Raw genomic sequence first — 23,589 nt, forward strand, 5'->3', positions numbered from 1 at the left:
CTTTTTCTTGTCGCATTGCGCTTGCAGCGTATCCAGTACTGTATATAATCCCAGTCACTGTATAAAAAGACAGAGCGCCCGCCATGTTGAAACTGACGCCCCGCCAAGCCGAAATCCTGGCCTTCATCAAACGTTGCCTTGAAGACAACGGCTTTCCGCCGACGCGCGCAGAGATCGCTCAGGAGCTGGGCTTCAAGTCGCCCAATGCCGCCGAGGAGCACCTCAAGGCCCTCGCGCGCAAAGGCGCGATCGAGATGACCCCAGGCGCATCCCGCGGCATCCGCATCCCCGGCTTTGAGGCCAAGGCCGAAGAAAACGGCCTACCGATCATCGGCCGGGTCGCAGCCGGTGCACCTATCCTTGCCGAGCAGCACATCGAACAATCTTGCAACATCAATCCATCCTTCTTCCACCCGCGCGCCGACTACCTGCTGCGCGTACACGGCATGAGCATGAAGGACGTCGGCATCTTCGACGGCGACCTGCTGGCTGTGCACACCTGCCGTGAGGCCCGTAACGGGCAGATCGTCGTCGCCCGCATCGGCGATGAAGTGACCGTCAAGCGTTTCAAACGCGAAGGCAGCAAGGTCTGGCTGATCGCCGAAAACCCCGATTTCGCCCCTATCGAAGTCGACCTGAAAGAGCAGGAAATGGTGATCGAAGGCTTGAGTGTCGGCGTTATTCGCCGCTGAACCAGGAGGCGTCATGCAACAGTTCGTCCAAGCACAACAACAGGTACAGCTTCCACTGTTCGAAGCCTTCCTCGCCCAACCGGTCCTGCCAGGCCTGAAGGCCAGCGAACAGGCGCGCAAGAACAGCGAACCGGGCCTGTTCAGTGAACTGTCCCTGCGTGGCGCCCCCGACCATTGCCACACCTTGCTGGCACCGGTACTGCGCGAACTGAGCGAAGAGCAGGAGGCCCGCTGGCTGACGCTTATTGCACCACCGGGCAGCCTGACCCAGGCCTGGTTGCGCGATGCCGGGCTCAACCGCGAGCGCATCCTGCTGCTGCAGCCGCGCGGCAATCAGAGCCCACTGCAATTGGCCTGTGACGCCCTGCGCCTTGGCCGCAGCCATACCGTGGTCAGCTGGCTTGGCAGCGTTAATGCCACTGCGCGGCAGCAGCTGGTGCGTGCAGCCAGTGCCGGAAACGCACAAAGCCTGAACATCCGCCTCGGCTGATGTTCAGGCTTTGCCTGTGACCCGAAACAACCTGGGTATCAGTGAAGTACGCGCGGCCCTTCGTCACGGTCGAGTTCGCCATCCACGAGGCGCCCCGCCATCTGCACGCCCACACTCAGCATGGCCTTGGCAACTTCAACGTGTTGCCCCTGCAGGAATACCTTGGCGTCTTCCGAGAAATCCAGGGTTACCAGGGAGCCTTCATCCTCGGCACGACGCAGTTCGATTCGGCCATCAGGCAACTCGACAATTTCCAGAAAAGACGTAGACATAAAGGGCTGTTCTCCGCGAAAGGCGGGCATTGTACCAGCCAGGGCGAAGATCAGCACTCACTCAACGCGTCACGGAATCGTCTCACCAAGCCTTTCAGGTTGTTGCGCCAGCTTTCCAGATCGTCACGCGACAGCGCAGCCGGCTCGGGTTCGTCGAGGTTGACGGCCAGAATGAGTGGCTGGGTGACATCGGTTTTTGCGGTTTTTTTCGCGACCGCTGGTCGGAACAAATCGGCATAAGCGCTGAGCAGTTGCGCCAGCCAGGTCTCCCGCTGCCTGGACAGCTCCAGCAACTCAGCCACCTCGGGGATGGCAATGTCATTCAGGGCATCATCGGCAAGCAGTTGCTCGACGCTGGACGCCGCTGGCAGGCGGTAGAAGCCACCAATCTCGTGACACAAGCCCAATAACGCACCATACAGGTGGAATAGAGCAGCCTCACGCTCGGCCTGCACAAGGCCTTGTGCATTCATGGCCTGGCTGTCGGCAGCCTTGGCCATGGACTCGAGGGCGAGGCCGGCGAAGAAAAGCTTCTGGTTGGTGCGGGTGTAGAGTTCCTGGGCCATCTCGAGTGACCTCCCTAAGGCTGCAAGGCGAATACCTGCAGTTTCAGGGATCGGGATGTACTTGTCACCCATGAAATGGGGCCGCTAAGCGGCCCCAATCTCGTCGCTGAAACAATCAGCGCTTGTCTTCGACCTTCCAGGCATTGCCGTCGTAGAACGCCTTCCAGCCGGTAGGCTTGCCATCGACCTCGGACTGCACGTATTGCTCCTTGGTCTTGCGGCTGTAGCGGATCACTGCCGGGCGACCCTCCGGATCTTTCTGCGGCGCATCGCACAGGAAGTGGTACTTGGGGTCAATCTCGTGCTTGTGCGGCACGATCTCCATGACCAGCGGTGCACGGGTCTCGCGATTCTTGGGGAACTGGCTGGCTGCCAGGAACAACCCAGAAGCACCATCACGCAGCACATAGGTGTCGTCGACCTTCTCGCACTTGAGCTCTGGCATGTCCACCTTGTCCATCTTGGGTGGAGCCGCCTCGCCGCTCTTGAGCAGCTTGCGGGTGTTCTTGCACGCCGGGTTGGTGCAACCGAAGAACTTGCCGAAGCGGCCGGTCTTGAGCTGCATCTCGCTGCCGCACTTGTCACACTCCAGGCTCGGCCCTTCGTAACCCTTGATGCGGTAACTGCCCTCTTCGATCTCGTAGCCGACGCAATCAGGGTTGTTACCGCAGATATGCAGCTTGTGCTTCTCGTCGAGCAGGTAAGCATCCATGGCTGTGGAGCAGATCGGGCAGCGGTGCTTGCCCAACAGCACGCGCGACTCCGACTCACCTTCGTCATCCGCAGCGATTTCATCGCCCGGCACCAGGTTGACGGTGGCCTTGCAGCGCTCTTTGGGCGGCAGGCTGTAACCCGAGCAACCCAGGAACACGCCGGTGGAGGCAGTGCGGATCATCATCGGACGCCCACATTCCTTGCACGGAATGTTGGTCATGGTCGGCTGGTTGGCACGCATGCCGTGCTCGGCGGACTCGGCCGTCAGCAGCTTCTTGCTGAAGTCGCCGTAGAACTCGTCCAGCACGTTTTTCCAGTCGCGCTCGCCCTGGGCCACGTCATCGAGGTTCTCCTCCATGTCCGCGGTGAAGCCGTAGTCCATCAGGTTGGCGAAGCTTTCCGACAGGCGCTCGGTAACGATGTCGCCCATCTTCTCGGAGTAGAAGCGGCGGTTGTGCAGCGTGACGTAGCCGCGGTCCTGGATGGTGGAAATGATGGCCGCATACGTCGAAGGGCGACCGATGCCGCGCTTTTCCATTTCCTTGACCAGGCTTGCTTCGGTGAAGCGCGCAGGTGGCTTGGTGAAGTGCTGGCTGGGGTCGATCTGGATCAGCTTGAGCGCCTCACCCTGGACCATTTCCGGCAACACGTCATCTTCGCCCGGCTTGCTCTGCTGCGGCAACACACGGGTGTAACCGTCGAACTTGAGGATGCGGCCTTTGGCACGCAGCTCGAAATCACCGGCAGCCACGGTCACGCTGGTGGACAGGTACTGGGCAGGCGGCATCTGGCAGGCGAGGAATTGCCGCCAGATCAGTTCGTAGAGGCGCTCGGCGTCACGTTCCATGCCGCTGAGCTTGGTTGGGTGCGTGTTGACGTCGGAAGGACGAATCGCTTCGTGGGCCTCCTGAGCGCCTTCCTTGCTGCCGTACACCAGCGGTGCCTCGGGCAGGTACTGCTTGCCGAACTCGCGCTCGATGTAACTGCGCGCCATGTCCAGCGCGTCGACCGACAGGTTGGTCGAGTCGGTACGCATGTAGGTGATGTAGCCCGCTTCGTAAAGCCGCTGAGCCATCATCATGGTCTTCTTCACACCGAAGCCCAGGCGGTTGCTCGCAGCCTGTTGCAGGGTGGAGGTGATGAACGGTGCCGACGGCTTGCTGCTCGTCGGGCGGTCTTCACGCTTGACCACGCTGTAGCTGGACGCCTTGAGTTTGCTCAGCGCAGCCATGGCCTGGGCTTCGTTCAGCGGCTTGAATGCCTCGCCCTTCTCGCGGGTCACCTCGAAACGCACCTTGGCTTGCTTGGCGGTGCCAAGGTCGGCGTGCACTTCCCAGTACTCTTCCGGAATGAAGGCGCGGATCTCGCGCTCACGCTCGACCACCAGCTTCACGGCCACCGACTGGACACGACCGGCCGAGAGGCCACGGGCGATCTTGGCCCACAGCAGCGGCGAGACCATGTAGCCCACCACGCGGTCCAGGAAGCGGCGCGCCTGCTGGGCATTGACGCGATCAATATCGAGCTCGCCAGGCTGCGAGAACGCATCCTGGATGGCCTTTTTGGTGATTTCGTTGAACACCACACGCTTGTAGCGGGTGTCGTCTCCACCGATGGCCTCGCGCAGGTGCCAGGCGATGGCCTCCCCTTCGCGGTCCAAGTCGGTTGCGAGATAGATGGTGTCAGCATCCTTGGCCAGCCGGCGCAACTCGTCGATCACCTTTTCCTTGCCAGGCAGGATCTCGTACTTGGCCTTCCAGCCGTGCTCGGGGTCGACGCCCATGCGCGCCACCAGCTGGCGACGGGCCTTTTCTTTGGGCGACAGGGCCGGAGCCTCACCCGCAGCCTTACCACGCTTGGCGGCCGGCTCTTTGCTGGCGCTGGCCGAACCGCTGGTGGGGAGGTCACGGATGTGGCCGATACTCGACTTCACCACGTACTGGTTGCCCAGGTACTTGTTGATGGTCTTGGCCTTGGCCGGGGATTCCACAATGACCAGCGATTTGCCCATGGATCGGAGTATTCCTGAATCTGAAGATGAAGAACGCGTCAGGTGCCGGACGCGGCACCGCTATATATAGTGGCAATAGAGTGAGGTCAAGCGCGGTCGTTCACTCGCGCGCCTTGCCAAGCAGCTCAGGCAACCCTTCTTCGGCCTTGACCAAAGCAAAGCGTGGCACCTGCTCGCCGTCAACCTCGACTGACTCCTGGAACATCGAAAGTGGTCGTACCCAGAAGCTGTAGTCACCATACAGGCATTGGTAGAAAACCATCCACTCTTCGCTTTCGGAGTGCCGTGCGACACTGAAGACACGGTACTCAGGCCCTTTGTAATGCCGGTATACGCCTGGTTGTATCTGCATGTCGCCTTCCCTCTTGAAACAAATTCTGTAAAAAACAAAAGCCGGGGCACAAGGCCCCGGCTGCTGTCCCGCTACGCGATCAGACGCGTTCGAAGACAGTGGTGATGCCCTGACCGAGGCCGACGCACATGGTGGCCACGCCCAACGTACCGCCATTTTGCTTCATGACGTTGAGCAGGGTGCCGGAAATGCGTGCCCCGGAGCAACCGAACGGGTGACCCAAGGCAATTGCGCCGCCGTGCAGGTTAACCTTCTCATCCATCTTGTCGAGCACTTTCAGATCTTTGAGCACGGGCAGGGCCTGTGCAGCAAAGGCTTCATTGAGCTCGATGAAGTCGATATCGGCCATGGTCAGCCCTGCGCGCTTGAGGGCTTTCTGGGTCGACGGCACAGGGCCGTAGCCCATGATCGCCGGGTCAACGCCAGCGACTGCCATGGAGCGGATCACCGCCAATGGCTGGATACCGAGGTCCATCGCACGCTGGCCGGACATGACGATCATGCACGAAGCGCCATCGGTGATCTGCGACGAAGTACCGGCTGTGACCGTACCACCTTTGGGGTTGAACGCAGGCTTGAGCGATGCCAGGCCTTCAAGGGTGGTTTCCGGGCGAATGGTCTCGTCGAAGTCGAAGACTTTCAGGAAACCGTTCTCGTCATAGCCCTGCATCGGGATGATCTCGTCCTTGAACTTGCCTTCCACAGTCGCTTTGTGGGCGAGCTGGTGCGAACGCAGGCCGAACAGGTCCTGCTGTTCACGGGTGATGCCATGCATCTTGCCGAGCATCTCGGCAGTCAGGCCCATCATCCCGGAAGCCTTGGCAGCGTGCAAGGACAGGTGCGGGTTGGGGTCCACGCCATGCATCATGCTGACGTGCCCCATGTGCTCGACACCACCGACCACGAACACGTCGCCGTTGCCGGTCATGATCGCCTGGGCGGCGGTGTGCAGCGCGCTCATCGACGAGCCGCACAGGCGGCTGACGGTCTGGGCGGCCGAGGTGTGCGGGATCTGGGTCATCAACGACGCCATGCGGGCGATGTTCCAGCCCTGTTCCAGGGTCTGGTTGACGCAACCCCAGATCACGTCCTCGACTTCTTTCGGATCGACCTTGCCGTTGCGCTCCAGCAGCTTGCTGATCAGGTGCGCAGACATGTCTTCAGCACGGGTGTTGCGGTGCATGCCACCCTTGGAGCGGCCCATCGGGGTGCGACCGAAGTCGACAATCACCACGTCTCTTGGATTGAGGCTCATATCAATAATCTCGCTCTACTCTCTCAAAGGCGTTGGCTGCTCAGCTGAAGAAGCGCTGGCCGTTCTTGGCCATTTCACGCAACTTCGCGGTCGGGTGGTACAGCGGCCCCAGATCGGCGTACTGGTCGGCCAGGGCAACGAATTCGGCCACACCGATCGAATCGATGTAACGCAGCGCACCACCACGGAACGGAGGGAAACCAATGCCGTATACCAGGCCCATGTCCGCTTCGGCAGCGGTTTCGACGATGCCGTCTTCCAGGCAGCGCACGGTCTCCAGGCACAGCGGGACCATCATCCAGTTGATGATGTCTTCGTCAGTGACTTCACGCTGCTCGAAGACGATCGGCTTGAGCACATCGAGCACGGTGGCGTCGAACACCTTCTTCGGCTTGCCACGCTTGTCGGTTTCGTAGGCGTAGAAACCCTTGCCGTTCTTCTGGCCCAGACGATTGGCCTCATACAGGGCATCGACAGCCGAGCGGCGCTCGTCCTTCATGCGGTCCGGGAAGCCTTCGGCCATCACATCGCGGCCGTGGTGGCCGGTGTCGATGCCGACCACGTCCATCAGGTAGGCCGGGCCCATCGGCCAGCCGAACTTCTCCATGACCTTGTCGATGCGCACGAAGTCGACACCGGCGCTGACCAGCTTGGCAAAGCCACCGAAGTACGGGAACAGCACGCGGTTGACCAAAAAGCCCGGGCAATCGTTGACCACGATCGGGTTCTTGCCCATCTTCTTGGCGTAGGCCACGGTGGTGGCAACCGCCACTTCACTGGACTTTTCGCCACGGATGACTTCGACCAGCGGCATCATGTGCACCGGGTTGAAGAAGTGCATGCCGACGAAGTTCTCGGGGCGCTTGAGCGCCTTGGCCAGCAGGTTGATGGAGATGGTCGAGGTGTTGGACGCAAGGATCGCATCCTCTTTCACCTGGCCTTCCACTTCAGCGAGCACTGCCTGCTTGACCTTGGGGTTCTCGACCACGGCCTCGACGACGATGTCGACGTTGGCGAAATCACCGTAGGACAGTGTCGGGCGAATGGCGTTGAGTGCCTCGGCCATTTTCGCCGGGGTCAGGCGGCCTTTTTCGACGCGGTTGCCGAGCAGCTTGGACGCCTCGCTGAGGCCCAGCTGGATGGCTTCCTCGCGGATGTCCTTCATCAGGATCGGGGTACCCTTGACCGCCGACTGGTAAGCAATGCCGCCACCCATGATGCCAGCGCCGAGCACGGCAGCCTGTTTGACATCGTGAGCGATTTCGTCGTGAGCCTTGGCTTTGCGCTTGAGTTCCTGATCGTTCAGGAACAGGCCGACCAGGCTTTGGGCAACCGAAGTCTTGGCCAGCTTGGCAAAGCCTGCTGCCTCGACTTCCAGCGCCTTGTCGCGACCGAAGTTGGCAGCCTTCTGGATCGACTTGATGGCTTCGACGGGCGCTGGGTAGTTCGGGCCGGCCTGGCCAGCCACGAAGCCCTTGGCAGTCTCGAAGGCCATCATCTGCTCGATGGCATTGAGCTTGAGCTTTTCCAGCTTGGGCTGGCGCTTGGCCTTGTAATCCAACTCGCCACTGATTGCGCGCTTGACCAGGTCCAGGGCACCCGCCTGCAGCAGTTCAGGGGCAACCACAGCATCGACGGCACCGACCTTCAGGGCGTCTTCAGCACGGTTTTCCTTGCCGGCGGCAATCCACTCGATGGCGTTGTCCGAACCGATCAGGCGCGGCAGGCGCACAGTACCGCCGAAGCCTGGGTAGATGCCCAGCTTGACTTCCGGCAGGCCGATCTTCGCGGAGGTGGACATGACCCGATAGTCGGCCGCCAGGCACATTTCCAGGCCACCGCCCAGGGCGATGCCGTTGATGGCGGCAACGGTCGGCACTTCGAGGTCTTCGAACGCGTTGAAGATGCGGTTGGCTTCCAGATTGCCGGCAACCAGTTCGGCCTCGGGCAGCTTGAAGTTATCGACGAACTCGGTGATGTCGGCGCCGACGATGAACACGTCCTTGCCGCTGGTGACGATCACGCCCTTCACCGAGGCGTCGGCCTTTATGGCTTCGACGGCTTGGCGCAGCTCGTCCAGGGTCAGGCGATTGAACTTGTTGACGGACTCACCCTTGAGGTCGAACTTCAGTTCGACGATGCCGCTTTCAAGAGCCTTAACCGTGATGGCTTTACCTTCGTAAATCATCAACTGATCTCCACGATATGGAAGCTGAACTGTACACGCCGATCGCTGGTGGAAAAGCAGCGCTTCGCTGCTTCTGCCCAGGCACACCCGTCAGCGCGCTAGTCGGGATTCTGGATGAGCGATGTGACATACAAACGCTCAATTCATACGCCCGTTTGATTTGGGTATGCACACATTCTCCGAAAAGGTCGGCGTTGTCAAATGCTTACAGGCACCGTGAAAATGCGACTTTCCGGTCATTTTGTAGGGTGTGGGTGTAAATCATGGTGACAGTGATCACTGATCATTCATGTCAGCGATTGACCACAAAAAGGAGGCCATTGCATTTTTTTTGGCTACACAGCGCCGCAGGATGGCTACACTGCCACTTGCTTGAAGAAATTCCCGGCCTGCCTGGCCTTTTTCTGCGCAGCAGAAACGACAAAGCGGCAACCTGGCATTCACCCCTTGCGGGCGGGTGCCAGGTTGCCGCTTTGTCGTTCAAGGGATGTCAGGCGAGGGTTTCAAACGCGTAGGCAATATCCTGCAACACAGATTTGTCACCTCGCTCGCTCCAGTAAAGCGCGAGCATGCGCTTGTCGGCCTCGACCTTGTAGACGGTGCCCGGCAGCCGCGAGAAAACCTCATTCAGGCGCGCTACCTCACACACTTCACGCCACTGGTTGCACCACACACCCGGGCTGACTTGCCAGTAGCACCAGCTGTCTTCATGCCCACGCCTGCGCGCCCGATGGTACTGCGGGCAAGGGCTGGGCGGCTCTTTTTCCAGCCAGTGCGGCCACTGCTGCGGCGCCAGTTGCATGGCCAGCCCCATGCGCCGCGCCTCCAGGCGCAGGCTCATCTGCTCACCTTGCTTGCGCGACTGACGCAGCCAGGCGAACGGGCTGAGAATCAGCGCAAGGATTGACACCACCAGCAATACCGTCATATCTGTAGATCCCATAAAGCGTTGCAAATGAGCGGGTTACTCAGTTTCACGCAAGACCCGCCCGAAGCGACCATACTTCTAGTATCGCGATTGTCAGGAGTACAGCTCATGCCCTACGAACATCTTCTGGTCGCCGTCGACCTCACCGAAGAGTGCGACCCGGTGATCAAACGTGCCATGAAGCTCGCCGAGCCCACAGGCGCCAAGGTCTCGCTGGTACATATCGTCGAACCCATGGCCATGGCCTTTGGCGGTGACGTGCCAATGGACCTGTCGCAGTTGCAGCAGCAACAGTTCGATCAGGCCAAGGAGCGTATGGACCGCCTGTTCAACAAGTACCCCGAGATCAATCGCGGTGATTCTCACCTGACCTATGGCCAACCGCGCCAAGAGATCCACCAGCTCGCCAAGGAGCAGAACTGCGACCTGATCGTGGTGGGCAGCCACGGCCGCCATGGCCTGGCGTTGTTGCTGGGCTCAACGGCCAACGACGTACTGCATGGGGCGCCGTGCGATGTACTGGCGGTGCGGTTGCAGAAGAAGGAATGACCCAGCCTGGCTGGCCTCATCGCCGGCAAGCCGGCTCCCACGGGATCTCCACCGTTCGCAAGAACAGTGGCTACCCTGTGGGGGCCGGCTTGCCGGCGATGAGGCCGGGACTGGCTTAACCTTCCAGCTCGGCCCAGCGCTCTACCAAGGCATCCAGTTCGCCCTGCATCTGCTCCAGCTTGGCCAGCACCGCTGAGGTTTCCTCGATCGGCCGCTGATAAAAGCCTGGGGCGTTGACTTCCTCCTGGGCCACTGCCATTCGCTGCTCGATCGCATCAATTTGCCCAGGCAGCATCTCCAGTTCCCGCTGCAGCTTGTAGCTGAGCTTCTTCTTCGAAGCATCCGCTGCCACCGGGGCTGGCGCCGGCGCCACCTGCTCGTCCTGTTTCTGGACCACGGCACTGTTGAGCTCGGACTTGCCACCCTTGCTCTCGGTCACGCCCAACAGCTTTGGCGAACCGCCCTGGCGGATCCAGTCCTCATAGCCACCCACATATTCACGCACCTTGCCCTCGCCTTCGAACACCAGCGTGCTGGTGACGACGTTGTCGAGGAAGGCCCGGTCGTGGCTGACCATCAGCACGGTGCCCTTGTAATTGCACAGCACCTCTTCAAGAAGCTCGAGGGTTTCCACATCCAGGTCGTTGGTCGGTTCGTCCAGTACCAGCAGGTTGGCCGGCTTGCTGAACAGTTTGGCCAGCAGCAGACGCGCCCGCTCACCGCCCGACAGCGCCTTGACCGGTGTGCGAGCACGCTGGGGGCTGAACAGGAAATCGCCCAGGTAGCTGAGCACATGCCGGTTCTGGCCGTCGATTTCAATGAAATCGCGGCCCTCGGCCAGGTTATCGATCACGGTTTTTTCCAGATCGAGCTGGTGGCGCATCTGATCGAAGTAGGCGACTTCCAGTTTGGTGCCGCGCTCGACCTTGCCCGAAGTAGGCTCCAGGCCACCGAGCATCAGCTTGAGCAGCGTGGTCTTGCCGGTACCGTTGGCGCCCAGCAGGCCAATGCGGTCCTGACGCTGCAGGACCATGGAGAAGTCCTTGACCAGCATTGGCCCCCCAGCGTGGTGGAAGCTGACATTCTCCAGCACCATCACCTGCTTGCCGGATTTCTCTGCGGCCTCGATCTGGATGTTCGCCTTGCCCTGACGGTCACGCCGCTCGCTACGCTCGACACGCAAGGCCTTGAGTGCGCGCACCCGGCCTTCGTTGCGGGTGCGGCGGGCCTTGATGCCCTGGCGGATCCACACCTCTTCCTGGGCAAGACGCTTGTCAAACAGTGCGTTGGCGGTCTCTTCGGCGGCCAGCGCAGCTTCCTTGTGCACCAGGAAGCTGGCGTAGTCACCGTTCCAGTCGATCAGCCCACCACGATCCAGTTCGAGGATGCGGGTTGCCAGGTTCTGCAGGAATGAACGGTCGTGAGTAATGAACAGCACCGCCCCGTTAAAACCACGCAGGGCCTCTTCGAGCCAGGCGATGGCGCCGATGTCCAGGTGGTTGGTCGGCTCGTCGAGCAGCAGCAGGTCGGGTTCGGACACCAGCGCCTGCGCCAGCAGCACCCGTCGACGCCAGCCACCGGACAGCTCGGCCAGGGTTTTGTCGGCAGGCAGCTGCAGGCGGCTCAGGGTGCTTTCCACCACCTGCTGCAGGCGCCAGCCGTCACGGGCTTCGAGCTCGTGCTGAACATGCATGAGTTTTTCCAGGTCATCGTCGCCCTGGATGTTCTGGCTGAGGTGGTGGAATTGGGCAAGCAGTTCACCAACGCCGTCCAGGCCAGCGGCCACCACGTCGAACACAGTCCGCTCGTCAGCCACTGGCAGTTCTTGCGGCAGCTCGCCGATCTTCAGGCCAGGGGCGCGCCAGATTTCACCGTCGTCGCCCTTCTGCTCGCCCTTGACCAGGCGCAGCATGCTCGACTTGCCGGTGCCGTTGCGGCCGATGATGCACACCCGCTCGCCACGGGCGATCTGCCAGGACACTTTGTCCAGCAGCGGCATCGCGCCGAATGCGAGGGACACATCGCTGAATTTGAGCAGGGTCATGTTCGTCTCCAGAAAGCGGGCGCGCATTCTACCTGAGTTGGCCCGTTCCAGCATTAAGTTGCCCGCGCTGCCAGGGCATTGCGACATCCGGTCGGTCTTAACGCCTTGATACAAGCACAGTGCTTTCACCCGCTGCCGGCAAACAGCTAAGCTAGAACAATAGCTTCCAACAGTGTTGGCTCCGCCGTCACTTTCCCATGGTTCAACTGCCCGGACGTATCATGCGCAGCCGCCTGTTACAGATTGCTTCCTGCCTGCTGCTTACCGCCGCCACCGCCAGCGCGGCGCAGGCCATCGACCTCTCTCAGCAACGTCAGTACTACGACGAGGCCAAGCGTGCCTTGGCCAAGGGCGACAAAGGCCCGTACCTGCGCTATGCCCAGGCCCTGCGCGACTACCCGCTGACGCCCTACCTGGCCTACGACGAACTGACCGCTCGGCTGAAAAGCGCCAGCAACCAGGAAATCGAAGCGTTTCTGGCCAAACATGGCGACCTTCCTCAGGCCAACTGGATGAAACTTCGCTGGTTGCGCTGGCTGGCCGAACGCGGCGAGTGGGACACCTTCGTCAAGTACTACGACCCCAAGCTCAACTTCACCGAACTGGACTGCCTCAACGGCCAGTACCAACTCAGCCATGGCCTGCGCGCCGAGGGTTATGCCAGCGCCGAGAAACTGTGGAACGTAGGCAAGTCGCAACCGGCCGCCTGCGACGCCCTGTTCGGCATGTGGGCCGCCGAAGGTCAGTTGACCGAGGCCAAGCGCTGGAACCGCGCCAAACTGGCAGCCCAGGCGCGCAACTATGCCCTGGCCAACAGCCTGGTCAAATCCCTGACCACGCTCGGCCCGCAAGGCCGCCTGCTGGTCGATGTCGCGCAAAAACCCGAATTGCTCAACCAGCCATCGCGCTTCACACCGGTCAACGAGGCGATGTCCGATGTAGTGAGCCTGGGCTTGCGCCGCCTGGCTCGCCAGAACCCTGAGCGGGCCATGGCCCTGCTCGACGACTACGCCCAGCGCATGCATTTCTCCAGCGACGAGAAAGTGGCCATCGCCCGTGAAATCGGCCTGACCCTGGCACGCCGCTATGACCCGCGTGCCCTTGACCTGATGACCCGCTATGACCCAGAGCTGCGGGACAACACCGTCACCGAGTGGCGTCTGCGCCTGCTGTTGCGCCTGGGCCGCTGGGAAGACGCCTACGAACTGACCAAGCGCCTGCCGCAAGACCTGGCCAGCAGCAGCCGCTGGCAGTACTGGCAAGCGCGCAGCCTGGAACTGGCCCAGCCAAACAACCCGCAAAGCCTGCTGCTGTACAAGAACGTGGCGCGCGAACGGGACTTCTACGGATTCCTCGCGGCCGACCGGGCGCAAACCCCTTACCAGCTCAACAACAAGCCACTGGTGCTGAGCCCGCAACTGGTGCGTAAGGTACGCAATACGCCGGGCATCCAGCGCGCCTTGGAATTCCATGCCCGTGGCCAGATCGTCGACGGCCGCCGCGAGTGGTATCACGTCAGCCGCCACTTCAGCCGCGACGAGATGGTTGCACAGGCGCGCCTGGCCTATGACCTGCGCTGGTACTTCCCGGCCATTCGCACCATCAGCCAGGCCAAGTACTGGGATGACCTGGACATCCGCTTCCCGATGGCCCACCGCGACACGCTGGTACGCGAAGCCAAGGTGCGTGGGTTGCACTCAAGCTGGGTGTTCGCAATCACCCGCCAGGAAAGTGCCTTCATGGAGGATGCGCGCTCCAGTGTAGGTGCCAGTGGCCTCATGCAGTTGATGCCGGCCACAGCCAAGGAAACCGCGCGCAAGTTCAGCATTCCGCTGGCGTCGCCGCGCCAGGTGCTCAACCCGGACACCAACATTCAGCTGGGCGCAGCTTATCTGAGCCAGGTGCACGGCCAGTTCAACGGCAACCGGGTGTTGGCGTCCGCTGCCTACAACGCCGGCCCCGGGCGCGTGCGCCAATGGCTCAAGGGCGCCAAGCACCTGAGCTTCGATGTGTGGGTGGAATCGATTCCGTTCGACGAGACGCGTCAGTATGTGCAGAACGTGCTGTCTTACTCGGTGATCTACGGGCAGAAGCTCAACGCACCACAGCCATTGGTGGACTGGCACGAGCGGTATTTCGACGACATGTGAAGCAACGCCGCCTCTTCGCGGGCCAACTCGCGAAGAGGCACCTGCTTGCTACCGCTACTCCAGCACTTCGACCTTCATCCCTACCTCAAGCCGCCCACAGCCATCCACCGCCAGGTTCTGCCCGAACAGGATGTCACCCTCGCGCTCGCGAAAGGTCTTGAGGGTGGTCAACGGCTCCCGGTCCGGGCTGCGCGCTCCGGTTTCAGGGTCCAGCGTGGTGAAGATGCACCGCACGCTCGGCTTGAGCAGGCGAAACTCCAGCCCGCCAATGCGAATGCGCTTCCAGCCATCTTCGGCAAACGGTTCTGCGCCCTGCACCACCAGATTGGGTCGAAAACGCAGCATCTCCATGGGCCGGCCAATGCGCCGGTTCAGCTCTTGCAGCGAACCCTCGCCAATCAGCAATAACGGGAAACCATCGGGGAAGGCCGCCCTGTCGCTGTTCAAGCCATAACCGCTGGGCAGGTAGCGCGCCCGATGTTCCGGGCAGTGGACCAACCGCACTGGCTTGCCGAGCAATTGCGATAACCAGGCCGCCGCCTCATCGCCGGCATCCGGCACACGCAACGTGTCACGCCAGATGGTCACGCCGCGCAGGCCATCATCTGCAGGCGGCACCTTCACATGCAGAGCGGGCAGCCCCGGGGCCTCCAGCAGCAGCGTACCCGCCTCCCCTTCGCCAGCCTTGAGCTGGCTGAGCTGCGGCCAGGCGCGCTGGGTGAGAAAGCGCCCGTTGTCTTGCTCGACCACGAGCCAGCGTCGGTCACCCGCCAACCCCAGATTGTCCACCAGTGAAGCCTGCAGGCGCTGCGCCTGCGCCGACTTCACCGGATACCGATACAGCTCACTCAGAAACATCCCTGCCTGCCTCGTGCCGTGCCAAATGCCAGATTATACCCGGCTACCGCACGGATCACGCAGTGGTCGAATCCAGCAGCAACCGCTGCTTGACCACGTCGACCAGGCGATCAGGCTGGAACTTGGAAAGGAAATTGTCGCAGCCGACTTTCTTGACCATGGACTCGTTGAAACTGCCTGACAGCGAGGTGTGCAACACCACGTACAGCTTGCGCAGGCGGGCATCGCTGCGGATTTCCGTGGTCAGCCGATAACCGTCCATTTCCGGCATTTCTGCGTCAGTGAACACCATCAGCAGTTTTTCGCTCATGTCCTCGCCGGCATCGGCCCAGCCCTTGAGCATGCGCAAAGCCTTCAGGCCATCGCTGGCAACATGCAGTTTCATCCCCAGTTGCGACAGGGTGTCACGCAGCTGCGCCAGCGCCACGCTGGAGTCGTCCACCAGCAGCACTTCACGGCCACGGGCGCGCGCCAGTATCGGGTCAGCGAGCTTGTCGTTGGAGACCTTCGCGTTGTAAGGCACGATCTCGGCCAGCACTTTCTCGACGTCGATGACCTCCACCAGGTTTTCGTCCACCTTGGTGATCGCCGTCAGGTAATGCTGGCGGCCCGCGCTGGAAGGCGGAGGCATGATGGCTTCCCAGTTCATGTTGACGATGCGATCGACCCCACCCACCAGGAACGCCTGCACCGAGCGGTTGTACTCGGTAACGATGATGGTGCTGTCCGGCCCCGGCTGCAGCGGGCGCATGCCGATTGCCTGGGACAGGTCGATCACCGGCAAGGTCTGCCCTCGCAGGTTGACCACGCCACAGACGAACGCGTGGCGCTGTGGCATCAATGTCAACTTGGGCAGCTGCAGCACTTCTTGCACCTTGAACACATTGATGGCGAATAACTGGCGCCCGGCCAGGCGGAACATCAGGATTTCCAGGCGGTTCTCACCCACCAGTTGCGTTCGTTGGTCTACCGTGTCGAGAATGCCAGCCATTGGAAAACCCCCAGGCTCAATTCGGAATAAAGTGAGTTCATCCACCCTGTATCGGCTGCTGCATGCGCAGCTTGACCCTTGAACGAAAATGCTTCGCGAGCCAATTGATATCATATTAACATCATGCTTTACTGCAGTTGCCCGGCCTGGGACACATTGGCCTTGAGTAGCTCTCCACCCCTAGATCACCATCAGGGAAACCCCTAGCGTCAACCGGGTGCAACCTGATGTTCGCGCTATCCTTTAGCCATTAATGTGACGCCATTCTCACTGCATGAATGGAGTCAGGCTTTTGCTAGCGAACGACACGGCTTGGCCGTCCCCCGCTCCCTCGTTACGGGCCGGGACCACATGATGGGCAGTTCAGCTTTCGACAGCAGCGCTCTGCAGGATTTTCTGCTGGATGCGCAAGTGTTGCTGACCCAGTCCCAGGAGTGCCTGCACCACCTGGAACTGATCGCCAATGACCCTGACGCCTGCCATTGCCTGATCAACACCCTCGATACTCTTGCCCGGCGCGCCAGCGGCCTGGGCCTGCTTGAAGTCGCCCACTACGCCTGCGCCTTGCAGCAACTGCTCGCCCCGGCCTGCAGCCAGTTGCACCTGCACAATCAAGCCTTGCCTGCACTGGCGGAATGCCTGACCCTCCTGGCCTGGCAACTTGAGCTTGTGGATACGCACACCGGCCGGCTTGCCCTCGATACCAGCGAACAGACCGCCTTGCTGGCTGAGCTGGCAAACGCATTGGACCAACCATTGCCGCAAACGTGTGCGCCTTGCCAGGAAACGCACAGCGAACGTGCTGACACGCCCCAGGCTGGCCCCATGGACAGCCGCTCAACTTGCGCAGAAAAACGCACTAGCAGTCATTGACGACCTGCAACTAAGGCGGCGCTGAAAGACCGAATCCGGGTCCAACTAGTGAAGGGCCGAAAGTTCCTACAGCCTGTTTACCGGTATTCGCGCAAGTTGAACTGGGCGGGCCATCCAGGGCAATCGATGATGGCTATCTGCTGCTCGAATCAGGCCTTCGCAGCCCCCTGATGGCCCCGCAAACCTTGAGGTTTCAAAGCAATACCCCACTCGCGACCAAACAGTCCTGAAGTGATACCATGCCCACTAACAAGTACCGGTCACCCGTATATGGATCGCCTCAACGCGCACTTGGCATTTATTGAAAGCAGCACGCCAAAGCCTCCGGCAAGACATGCGCAAGGCCTCCATCAGCAAGGTTTCAGTGGCTTCCCATCTATGCTCCCACGCTTGAAAAATGCCCTGCGTTGCCGCTCCCTCTCCGCTGCACTGCGCTGGGCCACCGCATTGCTGTGCGTGGCGTCACTATTTGCCAACCTGCTGCTGTTCACCGCCGGGCATGCCATACCGGCGAGCCTGATGCTGTTACAGCTGATAGCAATGTGCGGGGTCGGCTGGCACTTGGGCCTAGGGGCCAGGTCTATCAGCTTGCGCCCGGCAGAGCTGGCCGATCGTATGCTCAAAGTCCAGGAAAGCGAACGCCAGCACCTGAGCCGCGAACTGCATGACGACATTGGCCAGCTGCTGACCGCTGCCAAATTACAGCTGGAGTGGTTGCAGCGGCGGCTGCCAAGCGATCTGCAGGCCCAATGCGGCACCCTGCGCAGCACACTCGATGACACGCTGAGCAAAGTGCGCGACGTCTCTGCAATCCTCAACCCACGGCAGCTGGCAAGCCTTGGCCTGGAAGCCAGCCTGCGTGCACATCTGGTGCGCACGCTCGCAAGCACCGACATGCATTGGAGCCTGGAGTGCCATCAAAGGCTGGGTGGCATTTGCGAGGAGGTGAGCATGGCTGCTTTTCGCATCGCGCAAGAGGCGGTCACCAACATATTGCGCCATGCCAAGGCGCGCAACCTGACCATCCGCCTGCAGCGCAGCCCCGCCGGCCTGAGCTTGTCGATAGAGGACGATGGCCAGGGCTTCATCCCCGCCGCCAATCCCGCCGAGGCAGGCCAGCGCGGCATGGCGGGCATGCAGGAGCGTGCCACAGCACTGCAGGGCACGCTGAAAATCACCAGCCAGCTGGGCCTGGGCACCCGCATCGAGGTCTTGTTCCCATGGACACCCCGCACCGATGAACGCGCCAGGACACCTGCTATCCAATGACCTGTAGACTGCTGCTGGTCGATGACCATTCGCTGATTCGAGCCGGGGTACGTGCCTTGGTGTCTGACATCCCCGGCTACACCGTGGTCGGCGAAGCCGACGATGGCGGCCAACTGCTCGAGCAAGCTCAGCAACTGGCGCCCGACATCGTATTGCTCGACATTTCCATGCGCATGACCAGCGGCCTCGATGCGCTCACCTTGCTGCGCGCCTCAGGCAACCCTTGCAAAGTGCTGATCCTGTCCATGCACACCGATCCGGACCTGATCATGCGCGCCCTGGAAAGCGGCGCCCACGGCTACCTGCTCAAAGATGCCACCGCAATGGAGCTGGAGCAGGCACTGGCAGCACTGCGCAGTGGCGAGCGCTACCTCAGCCCGGCCATCGCCCACACGGTGATCAACCAGGCACTCATGCGTGCCCAGCAGGGCAAGCAGCCGAACATCGACCGCCATAACCTCACTGCGCGGCAGCTGGAAATCCTGCGCCTGATCGTACGGGGCAAATCCACCCGCGAGATCGCTGCCGGCCTTGCCTTGTCGATCAAAACGGTGGAAACCCATCGCTCGCAGATCATGAAACGCCTGCAGATCTACGACGTTGCGGGGCTGGTACTGTTCGCCGTACGCGAGAAAATCATCAGCCTGGATGACTGAGCAGCGGCGAATTTGGCGGCAGGTGCAAACGCAGCGCCGCAGGCAGGGCCTCGAAGCGCAGGCTGTCAGCCTGTAACGGCTCACCGTCGAGGTTGATGTCCAGGCCTTGGGAGCTTTTGATTTCGACCCAGGGCAAGCGAGCCCGAACGAACAGCCCTTCGCCGGCCAGCAGCTCACGCAGTGCCCCTACCACTTCTTGCGGTGCCGGCAGGATAGCGATGTCGAGCTGGCCGTCATCCACCAGGGCATCGCCACACAAAACCTGGCCACCACCTGCCTGGCGGCCATTGCCGATGCCCAGCGCCAGCAAGTCACCCTGCCAGTGGAAGTCCGGGCCTGTCAGCTCCACAGACGCGGCCTGCAACTCACTGAAGCGCGACAGCCCGGTAAACAAGTAAGCCGCTGCGCCCAGTACCTTCTTCAGGTCCTCGGAGGTGTTGGCAGTGACCTGACTGCCGAACCCGCCGGTGGCCATGTTCAGAAACATCTGGTCGCCAACCTTGCCCAAATCGATTGGCCGAGCCGGCATGTCCAGCAGCGCCAATGCCTCAGCCGGCTGCAATGACACGCCCGCGGCTTTAGCGAAGTCGTTGGCGGTGCCCAACGGCAGCAGTGCCAGGCTGGCCTGCGTGTTCGCCTGCCCCATGGCTTCGGCAACATCACGCAAAGTACCGTCGCCACCCCCTGCGACCACATGGGTGTAGCCGGCGGCCAGCGCCTCGGCCACCAGCCGCTGGGCATCACCCGCCTCCCAGGTCACCCGCACATCCAGCGTCCAGCCCCGCTCACGCTGGGCGAGGACGGCCGTGCGCACATCTTCGTTCATCGCCTGCTTGCCGTGCAGGATCACCATTGCCTTACCCATTACGCTTCTCCCAAGGGACAGCCCATTGCAGATCTCGACCACAGGCGGCGGCAGATTGCTGCATGCAGGAGCTGACCTAGCACTAAGACCCGCATGTATTTGCACAAAAATCGTCCGCCGCGCATCAACCGATTGAAAGCTTCGGCCATCAGGCGCATGATCGACAAATATTTGGCCAATGCCGGTATTTAGCGACAAAAGAGTCGTTTTTTTGACTTTTTTAACGCCAGAACCCTGGCAGAGCGACCCATCAGCCCTAGGTGCAGCGCCAAGTCGAGAGTGTGAAATGAGCGTTCTGACCCCCTGCAGGATCGACCACATCGACTACCTCGGCGAAGACGATAGCGTGGGCTTTACTGAAATGTATGGACGCGTGCCGGTTGCAGCCATCCGCTGACTGCCAATGGGCGCGTTTTTTGTCTGCAGCCTTTAGCGAGGATTGTGGTTCATGCGCATACTCTGGACGCTGCCCTACCTGCCTTGGCCCACCACCAGTGGCAGCAAGACCCGGCAATACCACCTGCTACGCGCCCTGGCGCAGCACGGGCATCGGATCACCTTGCTGGTGCAGTCGAAAATCCCGCTCAACGATGCCACCCGCGCAGCGCTGGAGCCATTGGTCGAACGGCTGATCGTACTCCCCCGCCGAGCCTTGCACAGCCCGCTCAATCTGCTGGCCTCACCGATCATCGACTACCCCATGCGGGCAATCATCAATGGCTTGGCACCTCGCCTGCGCCACCGCTTCGAGCAATTGCTGGACGAGCCCTGGGACGTCATCCAGATCGAACACAGCTATGCCTTCCAACCCTTCGAAAAAGCCCTGCAGGCCCGCGGCCTGCCCTACATGCTCAGCGAACACACACTCGAATCGGTAATGGGCGCCGCCTGCCATGACCGCTTGCCCCTTTGGCTACGCCCACTCAACGCGTTCGATCGCTGGCGCTATCGTCGCTGGGAGCAACGCGTACTCTGCCAACCCACCGAAGTGGTGGCGGTGAGCGCCCATGACGTCGACCTGATCAGCCAGATCAGCGGGCGCCCAGTGAACGTCGTGGTCAACGGTGTAGATTGCGCGTATTACCAACAGGTATGCCCCGCGCTGCACAGCCAGCGCCTGCTGTTCGTTGGCAACTTCGAATACGGCGCGAACCTTGAGGCCATCGAATGGGCGCTGGAAGAAATCCTGCCTCAGGTATGGATGAGCAACCCTGCTGTGCGCCTGGCCATAGCCGGGCATGCCATGCCGGCCTCATGGAAGTTGCACTGGAACGATCCCCGCATCGAGTGGTTAGGTTATCGCCCTGACCTTCGCGAACTGCAGCGGCGCTCGGCGCTGTTCTTCGCCCCCCTGCGCTACGCCGGCGGCTCCAAGGTCAAGATTCTCGAAGCCATGGCTGCCGGGCTGCCGGTGATCACCACCAGCAAGGGCGTTTCAGGCCTTGCCGTGAACAGCGGCGAGCATTACCTGGGCAGCGATGACGGTGACCAGCTGGCACTGCTGATTACCCAGTTACTCAACCAACCCTGGCGCATGAGCCAACTGAGCCAGGCCGGCCGCCAGTTCGCCCGGCAGCGCCATGACTGGAGCGTGGCGGCGCAGCAACTGGAGACCGTGCACATGCGCCTGACCCAGTCAGCGCCTGCCACCGCCCCGCAACCTTCAGACCCGTGGCTTGGGCGTTCAGCCAAGTAGCTCGCTCAGTGGGATGAACGTGACGCTGTCACCCTGCTGCGGCGTGCTGCCTTCGCGCACCTCCACCAAGCCGTCAGCCCAGGCGGCGCTGCGCAGCACACCAGAGCTCTGGTTCTTGTAGATGTGCACCCGGCCGTTATCGATCCGCGCCCGCAGGTATTCGCGCCGGGTTCCGGCCTTGGGCCAGTCGAAACCTGCAGGGACGTCGAAACGTAGCGGAGTGACCTGCGCCACCCCTTGGCGGCGAAGCAAGTACGGGCGCGTAAGCAGGCCGAAGGTCACCAGTGTCGACGCAGGATTGCCGGGCAGGCCGATCACCGGCACGCCTTGATAGTGCCCGAATGTCAGCGGCTTGCCAGGTTTGATCGCCAGCTTCCACAAGGCCAGCTGGCCCGCCTCACGCAGCGCCGCGCCCAGGTAATCGGCCTCGCCCACCGAGACACCCCCGGTGGACAGGATCAGGTCGACATCACCCAAGCTGGCCAGGCATTGGCGAGTGAGCACCAGGTCATCAGGGAGGATGCCCATGTCCTGCACTTCACAGCCCAGGCGTTGCAACCAGCTAACCAGCAGGCGCCGGTTGCTGTTGTAGATCTGCCCTGGGCCCAGTGGCAACCCTGGCTCGACCAACTCGTCACCGGTGGACAACACGGCCACCCGTACCCGGCGCACCACCTGCAGCCGAGCATGCCCCAACGTTGCGGCCAACCCCAGTTCGATCGGGCCCAGGCGCGTACCTGCGACCATCACCTGTTCACCCTGGCGTGTTTCCTGGCCCTGGGGGCGGACATTCTGCTCAAGCCTCATCCGCTCGAGAAAACGTACCCGGCCATCCTCCAGCACCTCGGTGTTTTCCTGCATCTCGACGCAGTCGGCACCGGCCGGCAGCGGGGCACCGGTGAAGATCCGTGCGCACGTGCCGGGCTGCAAAGGCTCGGGCGCGTGCCCGGCGAAAATGCGCTGGCTGACGGGTAATGGCAGGCCTTGGTAATCGGCCAGACGCAGTGCGTAGCCATCCATGGCACTGTTGGGCCAGGGCGGCAGGTCGAGCGAGGCCACCAGGTCGGTCGCCAGCACCCGGCCCTCGGCCTCTGCCAGCGAGACGGTTTCGATGTCCCTGATCGGCGCGGCCTCGGCCAAGGCCAGCAGGCGCTCCAGCGCCTCCTCCACCGCCATCAGTGGCCGGGCCGGAGATGCCTCAGCCACGGCTTTCACAGGCCGCAACCTGCTTCAGGTGCGCAACGAAATTGCACGGACGATGGCGGGCATCGAGTTGCTCGGCGAGGATGCCGTCCCAACCGGTGCGCACAGCATTGGTCGAGCCCGGCAGGCAGCATACCAGCGTGCCGTTGGCCAGGCCGGCCAAGGCGCGCGACTGAACGGTGGACGTGCCGATATCGGCGACGGAGATCTGCCGGAACAGTTCGCCGAAGCCTTCTACCTGCTTGTCCAGCAGGCAGGCCACAGCCTCAGGCGTACTGTCGCGCCCCGTAAAGCCGGTGCCGCCGGTAATCAGCACGACCTGCACGCCGTCATCGGCGATCCAGGTGGCGACCTGGGCGCGGATCTTGTAGAGATCGTCCTTGAGCAGCTTGCGCTCAGCCAGCTGGTGGCCCGCCGCAGTCAGGCGGTCGACGAAGGTCTGCCCGGAGGTGTCGGTTTCAAAGGTCCGGGTGTCGCTGACGGTCAGCACGGCAATGTTCAGGGCCACGAAGGGGGTATCTGCCTTGGCTTTCATGAGTGTCCATCGCAGGAGAAAGGGATGGCGCATTTATATCACAGCCTGCCCTGCGACAACTCCGACAGACCCAGGTCAATACCCTGGGTTTGGCGCTATGCTGCACTGTGCAAGGAACTTGCGCAGACGCCTTGCGTCTTAACGTCATCTAGCACCATCGCACTGGAGAAACACGATGATTAAACGGACCCTTCCCGCCTTCATGCTCGCCCTGGGCCTGGGCGCCCTCGCTGGCTGCGCCTCGCCGACCGTTATCACCCTGAACGACGGCCGCGAGATCCAGGCTGTGGACACTCCGTCCTTCGACGAGGACTCTGGCTTCTATGAGTTCGAGCAACTCGATGGCAAGCGTACACGCCTGAACAAAGACCAGGTTCGTACCGTCAAAGAGCTCTGATCGAACGCCCTGTTTCGGGCCTAAGGCCTTTTAAC

22 protein-coding genes are annotated in these 23,589 nt (G+C 61.6%); 9 read left to right on the plus strand and 13 right to left on the minus strand.

Annotation, left to right across the window (positions count from 1 at the left end; genetic code table 11):
- The first annotated feature begins 83 nt into the window (after nt 1–83).
- Nucleotides 84–692, plus strand: a complete 609-nt coding sequence (lexA, locus tag ACIPZH_RS14735) for a transcriptional repressor LexA (RefSeq protein WP_012313564.1) — start codon at nt 84–86, stop codon at nt 690–692.
- Nucleotides 693–705: 13 nt separating this feature from the next.
- Nucleotides 706–1,182 carry an SOS-induced cell division inhibitor SulA gene (gene sulA, locus ACIPZH_RS14740; RefSeq protein ID WP_267822284.1) on the plus strand — a complete coding sequence of 159 codons (477 nt, stop codon included), beginning with the start codon at nt 706–708 and terminating at the stop codon, nt 1,180–1,182.
- 38 nt (nt 1,183–1,220) lie between these two features.
- On the opposite strand, the gene ACIPZH_RS14745 is transcribed toward sulA, so the two are convergent.
- The 7 genes from ACIPZH_RS14745 to ACIPZH_RS14775 all read right to left on the minus strand — a co-directional run bounded on the left by ACIPZH_RS14745 (nt 1,221) and on the right by ACIPZH_RS14775 (nt 9,468).
- On the minus strand, nt 1,221–1,454 hold the full coding sequence (locus ACIPZH_RS14745) for a hypothetical protein (protein WP_241803167.1): 234 nt from the start codon (nt 1,452–1,454) through the stop codon (nt 1,221–1,223).
- A 50-nt stretch (nt 1,455–1,504) separates the two neighbouring features.
- The gene (locus tag ACIPZH_RS14750; protein WP_400636676.1) at nt 1,505–2,020 is read right to left on the minus strand and encodes a DUF6586 family protein; all 516 of its coding nucleotides are present in this window, start codon (nt 2,018–2,020) and stop codon (nt 1,505–1,507) included.
- 115 nt (nt 2,021–2,135) lie between these two features.
- Nucleotides 2,136–4,745, minus strand: a complete 2,610-nt coding sequence (topA, locus tag ACIPZH_RS14755; protein ID WP_241803165.1) for a type I DNA topoisomerase — start codon at nt 4,743–4,745, stop codon at nt 2,136–2,138.
- 100 nt (nt 4,746–4,845) lie between these two features.
- Entirely contained in the window at nt 4,846–5,097 is a 252-nt protein-coding gene (locus tag ACIPZH_RS14760; protein ID WP_241803164.1) for a DUF1653 domain-containing protein, read from the minus strand.
- Between the two features lie 79 nt (nt 5,098–5,176).
- On the minus strand, nt 5,177–6,352 hold the full coding sequence (fadA, locus tag ACIPZH_RS14765; RefSeq protein WP_003248768.1) for an acetyl-CoA C-acyltransferase FadA: 1,176 nt from the start codon (nt 6,350–6,352) through the stop codon (nt 5,177–5,179).
- A 40-nt stretch (nt 6,353–6,392) separates the two neighbouring features.
- Nucleotides 6,393–8,540, minus strand: coding sequence for a fatty acid oxidation complex subunit alpha FadB (gene fadB, locus ACIPZH_RS14770; RefSeq protein ID WP_400636679.1), 2,148 nt, complete (start codon nt 8,538–8,540; stop codon nt 6,393–6,395).
- Nucleotides 8,541–9,030: 490 nt separating this feature from the next.
- Nucleotides 9,031–9,468 (minus strand): hypothetical protein, encoded by a 438-nt coding sequence (locus ACIPZH_RS14775; protein WP_267822274.1) that lies wholly within the window; start codon nt 9,466–9,468, stop codon nt 9,031–9,033.
- 108 nt (nt 9,469–9,576) lie between these two features.
- Between ACIPZH_RS14775 and ACIPZH_RS14780 the strand changes: the two genes are divergently transcribed.
- The gene (locus ACIPZH_RS14780) at nt 9,577–10,017 is read left to right on the plus strand and encodes a universal stress protein (RefSeq protein ID WP_267822272.1); all 441 of its coding nucleotides are present in this window, start codon (nt 9,577–9,579) and stop codon (nt 10,015–10,017) included.
- Between the two features lie 115 nt (nt 10,018–10,132).
- Here ACIPZH_RS14780 and ACIPZH_RS14785 read toward each other — a convergent pair whose 3' ends face one another.
- Complete coding sequence (locus ACIPZH_RS14785; protein WP_349974581.1) at nt 10,133–12,061, minus strand: ATP-binding cassette domain-containing protein; 1,929 nt, start codon at nt 12,059–12,061, stop codon at nt 10,133–10,135.
- Nucleotides 12,062–12,282: 221 nt separating this feature from the next.
- Here ACIPZH_RS14785 and ACIPZH_RS14790 point away from each other — a divergent pair, with 221 nt between their 5' ends.
- A complete protein-coding gene (locus tag ACIPZH_RS14790; protein WP_241803159.1) occupies nt 12,283–14,211 on the plus strand; it encodes a transglycosylase SLT domain-containing protein in 1,929 nt (642 codons plus the stop codon).
- A gap of 54 nt (nt 14,212–14,265) precedes the next feature.
- On the opposite strand, the gene ACIPZH_RS14795 is transcribed toward ACIPZH_RS14790, so the two are convergent.
- Together ACIPZH_RS14795 and ACIPZH_RS14800 are read right to left on the minus strand one after the other, a co-directional pair.
- The gene (locus ACIPZH_RS14795; protein WP_400636680.1) at nt 14,266–15,069 is read right to left on the minus strand and encodes an MOSC domain-containing protein; all 804 of its coding nucleotides are present in this window, start codon (nt 15,067–15,069) and stop codon (nt 14,266–14,268) included.
- A gap of 55 nt (nt 15,070–15,124) precedes the next feature.
- Nucleotides 15,125–16,060: a chemotaxis protein CheV gene (locus ACIPZH_RS14800; RefSeq protein WP_241803157.1), complete on the minus strand. Its 936-nt coding sequence runs from the start codon at nt 16,058–16,060 to the stop codon at nt 15,125–15,127.
- Between the two features lie 351 nt (nt 16,061–16,411).
- On the opposite strand from ACIPZH_RS14800, the gene ACIPZH_RS14805 reads away from it, so the two are divergent.
- The 3 genes from ACIPZH_RS14805 (at nt 16,412) to ACIPZH_RS14815 (ending at nt 18,858) form a co-directional block, all read left to right on the plus strand.
- Entirely contained in the window at nt 16,412–16,933 is a 522-nt protein-coding gene (locus tag ACIPZH_RS14805) for a histidine kinase (RefSeq protein ID WP_400636682.1), read from the plus strand.
- A 378-nt stretch (nt 16,934–17,311) separates the two neighbouring features.
- On the plus strand, nt 17,312–18,202 hold the full coding sequence (locus ACIPZH_RS14810) for a sensor histidine kinase (protein WP_400636683.1): 891 nt from the start codon (nt 17,312–17,314) through the stop codon (nt 18,200–18,202).
- Nucleotides 18,199–18,858, plus strand: coding sequence for a response regulator transcription factor (locus ACIPZH_RS14815; protein WP_241803154.1), 660 nt, complete (start codon nt 18,199–18,201; stop codon nt 18,856–18,858). Before ACIPZH_RS14810 ends, ACIPZH_RS14815 begins: the two co-directional genes overlap by 4 nt.
- Here the strand turns inward: ACIPZH_RS14815 and yegS are convergent.
- Nucleotides 18,842–19,723, minus strand: a complete 882-nt coding sequence (gene yegS, locus ACIPZH_RS14820) for a lipid kinase YegS (RefSeq protein ID WP_241803153.1) — start codon at nt 19,721–19,723, stop codon at nt 18,842–18,844. The genes ACIPZH_RS14815 and yegS overlap by 17 nt on opposite strands.
- Nucleotides 19,724–20,171: 448 nt before the next feature.
- Between yegS and ACIPZH_RS14825 the strand changes: the two genes are divergently transcribed.
- On the plus strand, nt 20,172–21,419 hold the full coding sequence (locus ACIPZH_RS14825) for a glycosyltransferase family 4 protein (protein ID WP_400636685.1): 1,248 nt from the start codon (nt 20,172–20,174) through the stop codon (nt 21,417–21,419).
- On the opposite strand, the gene glp is transcribed toward ACIPZH_RS14825, so the two are convergent.
- On the minus strand, nt 21,408–22,634 hold the full coding sequence (gene glp / locus ACIPZH_RS14830; protein WP_400636686.1) for a gephyrin-like molybdotransferase Glp: 1,227 nt from the start codon (nt 22,632–22,634) through the stop codon (nt 21,408–21,410). The genes ACIPZH_RS14825 and glp overlap by 12 nt on opposite strands.
- Nucleotides 22,618–23,157 carry a molybdenum cofactor biosynthesis protein B gene (moaB, locus tag ACIPZH_RS14835; protein WP_400627062.1) on the minus strand — a complete coding sequence of 180 codons (540 nt, stop codon included), beginning with the start codon at nt 23,155–23,157 and terminating at the stop codon, nt 22,618–22,620. Before moaB ends, glp begins: the two co-directional genes overlap by 17 nt.
- A 175-nt stretch (nt 23,158–23,332) precedes the next feature.
- On the opposite strand from moaB, the gene ACIPZH_RS14840 reads away from it, so the two are divergent.
- Nucleotides 23,333–23,554, plus strand: a complete 222-nt coding sequence (locus ACIPZH_RS14840) for a YgdI/YgdR family lipoprotein (protein ID WP_012313545.1) — start codon at nt 23,333–23,335, stop codon at nt 23,552–23,554.
- Nucleotides 23,555–23,589 lie beyond the last annotated feature (35 nt).

It is taken from the genome of Pseudomonas sp. NPDC089758, from assembly GCF_044748705.1.
GTDB classification, from domain to species: Bacteria; Pseudomonadota; Gammaproteobacteria; order Pseudomonadales; family Pseudomonadaceae; genus Aquipseudomonas; species Aquipseudomonas putida_X.

Coding starts and splice junctions, on each gene's coding strand:
- lexA (WP_012313564.1), top strand. CDS start 84: ATGTTGAAACTGACGCCCCGCCAAGCCGAAATCCTGGCCTTCATCAAA.
- fadB (WP_400636679.1), bottom strand. CDS start 8,540: ATGATTTACGAAGGTAAAGCCATCACGGTTAAGGCTCTTGAAAGCGGC.
- ACIPZH_RS14825 (WP_400636685.1), top strand. CDS start 20,172: ATGCGCATACTCTGGACGCTGCCCTACCTGCCTTGGCCCACCACCAGT.
- sulA (WP_267822284.1), top strand. CDS start 706: ATGCAACAGTTCGTCCAAGCACAACAACAGGTACAGCTTCCACTGTTC.
- ACIPZH_RS14785 (WP_349974581.1), bottom strand. CDS start 12,061: ATGACCCTGCTCAAATTCAGCGATGTGTCCCTCGCATTCGGCGCGATG.
- ACIPZH_RS14810 (WP_400636683.1), top strand. CDS start 17,312: ATGCTCCCACGCTTGAAAAATGCCCTGCGTTGCCGCTCCCTCTCCGCT.
- yegS (WP_241803153.1), bottom strand. CDS start 19,723: ATGGGTAAGGCAATGGTGATCCTGCACGGCAAGCAGGCGATGAACGAA.
- ACIPZH_RS14780 (WP_267822272.1), top strand. CDS start 9,577: ATGCCCTACGAACATCTTCTGGTCGCCGTCGACCTCACCGAAGAGTGC.
- fadA (WP_003248768.1), bottom strand. CDS start 6,352: ATGAGCCTCAATCCAAGAGACGTGGTGATTGTCGACTTCGGTCGCACC.
- ACIPZH_RS14775 (WP_267822274.1), bottom strand. CDS start 9,468: ATGACGGTATTGCTGGTGGTGTCAATCCTTGCGCTGATTCTCAGCCCG.
- ACIPZH_RS14805 (WP_400636682.1), top strand. CDS start 16,412: ATGATGGGCAGTTCAGCTTTCGACAGCAGCGCTCTGCAGGATTTTCTG.
- moaB (WP_400627062.1), bottom strand. CDS start 23,157: ATGAAAGCCAAGGCAGATACCCCCTTCGTGGCCCTGAACATTGCCGTG.
- ACIPZH_RS14790 (WP_241803159.1), top strand. CDS start 12,283: ATGCGCAGCCGCCTGTTACAGATTGCTTCCTGCCTGCTGCTTACCGCC.
- ACIPZH_RS14795 (WP_400636680.1), bottom strand. CDS start 15,069: ATGTTTCTGAGTGAGCTGTATCGGTATCCGGTGAAGTCGGCGCAGGCG.
- ACIPZH_RS14750 (WP_400636676.1), bottom strand. CDS start 2,020: ATGGCCCAGGAACTCTACACCCGCACCAACCAGAAGCTTTTCTTCGCC.
- ACIPZH_RS14815 (WP_241803154.1), top strand. CDS start 18,199: ATGACCTGTAGACTGCTGCTGGTCGATGACCATTCGCTGATTCGAGCC.
- ACIPZH_RS14745 (WP_241803167.1), bottom strand. CDS start 1,454: ATGTCTACGTCTTTTCTGGAAATTGTCGAGTTGCCTGATGGCCGAATC.
- ACIPZH_RS14840 (WP_012313545.1), top strand. CDS start 23,333: ATGATTAAACGGACCCTTCCCGCCTTCATGCTCGCCCTGGGCCTGGGC.
- ACIPZH_RS14800 (WP_241803157.1), bottom strand. CDS start 16,060: ATGGCTGGCATTCTCGACACGGTAGACCAACGAACGCAACTGGTGGGT.
- ACIPZH_RS14760 (WP_241803164.1), bottom strand. CDS start 5,097: ATGCAGATACAACCAGGCGTATACCGGCATTACAAAGGGCCTGAGTAC.
- topA (WP_241803165.1), bottom strand. CDS start 4,745: ATGGGCAAATCGCTGGTCATTGTGGAATCCCCGGCCAAGGCCAAGACC.